2 protein-coding genes are annotated in these 1,383 nt (G+C 40.2%); both read right to left on the minus strand.

The annotated features are described in order from the left end of the window. A partial coding sequence (locus HCJ66_RS15790; protein WP_246438761.1) for an IS3 family transposase occupies positions 1-567 on the minus strand: 567 nt, incomplete at its 3' end. Positions 568-611: 44 nt separating this feature from the next. Then, positions 612-1,310, minus strand: a complete 699-nt coding sequence (locus HCJ66_RS15795) for a helix-turn-helix domain-containing protein (RefSeq protein ID WP_187134006.1) — start codon at positions 1,308-1,310, stop codon at positions 612-614. Positions 1,311-1,383: the final 73 nt, after the last annotated feature.

Here is a 1,383-nt window from a genome sequence, read left to right on the forward strand (position 1 = left end):
GCTCGTGTATTGAAAACCTCGATCACTATGAATCACGGGCTTTACTTTGGGATTTCGCTTCATGGCTAATTTAATGGTATCCATAACTAACTTATTATCGTTTTTACTACTTAAAATATAGGCTACAATCGAGCGATCATATAAATCGATAATGGCGCTGAGGTATTTTTTCGTCCCGTTACTAACTTTGAATTCCGTGACATCTGTACACCATTTTTCATTAGGGTGCGCTGCCTGGAAATTGCGGTTAAGCATATTTTTAGCGGTATGCTCTGCGGTAGATCGAAACCATTGTGGTTTCTTGCGACGAATGACGGAATACAATTGATTTATCCGCATAATTCGACGGATTCTTTTCCAGTTATAGTTCGTATTTAACGCACGATTGACCGCTAAGGTCATCCGACGGTAACCATAAATATGATTCACGCGCTGCGCAATTTCGATAATTTTTTTCTCAAGTTGCTGATTTAGTAACTCACTGGCAGATACTTCACGGTGTAGCCACTTATAGTAGGAAGACCGAGCGATTCCTGCGACTTCGCATAATGTTACAATCGGATACATTTCTTTTAGTACAGTGATAGCACAGTAGAGTTCCTCTTGTCGGACTAATGAAAGGCTTGGTACTTTTGCTCGATCTCCTGCAACTTTTTTGCGATGGCATTCTCGATTTCTAAACGCTCATTCTGTGCCTCTAATTCTTTGATGCGTAGCGTTAAAAGGTCTGTTTCCGTTAGTTCTTCTTTGTGCTTGGAACGACCGCGTCGGTCCTGTAACGCACCTTCTCCAGATGCTTGATATTTCTGTACCCAACTGTACACTTGATTGTAGGAAACCTGATAGGTTTCGATAGCGAGTTGGTAATTTTTCTCGTGCGCGATGGTGAACTGCGCAATTTCTAAACGTTCTTTGAAGGTTGTTTTTCGACCTGCATAATACATGTTGGATTTCCCCCTACCCGGATTTGTCAATGGAATGACTTCTCCATTAGTATACTTGGAAATCCATTTTTTTAGAACACTTATTTCTGAAATATGATAGGTACGAAGCACTTTTTCCATGCTATCGCCGTTTAAAAGATGGGCTTCTACAGCTTTTTGTTTCAGTTCGTCCTTGTATTTTTTATTCGTGTGACTTTCTTTTAAACCTGATAGCCCCTCTAGCTCCCATTTCCTTATCCAAGTCTTGACGGTTTGAAATCCAACCCCTAGCTGTTTGGACATGCCGTTAATGGATATTTCGCCTTGGAGGCATTTTTTTACTGCGGTATGTTTTTCTTCGACGGAAAAACGTGTGCGTTTTGACATACAAAAAACTCCCTTATAAAGTAGATTTGGAATTTTTGTTTTTTCCATTGTCTACTCTATAGGGAGCATATCA

Origin of the sequence: Paenilisteria portnoyi (assembly GCF_014322795.1) — a bacterium.
Lineage (GTDB): Bacteria > Bacillota > Bacilli > Lactobacillales > Listeriaceae > Listeria_A > Listeria_A portnoyi.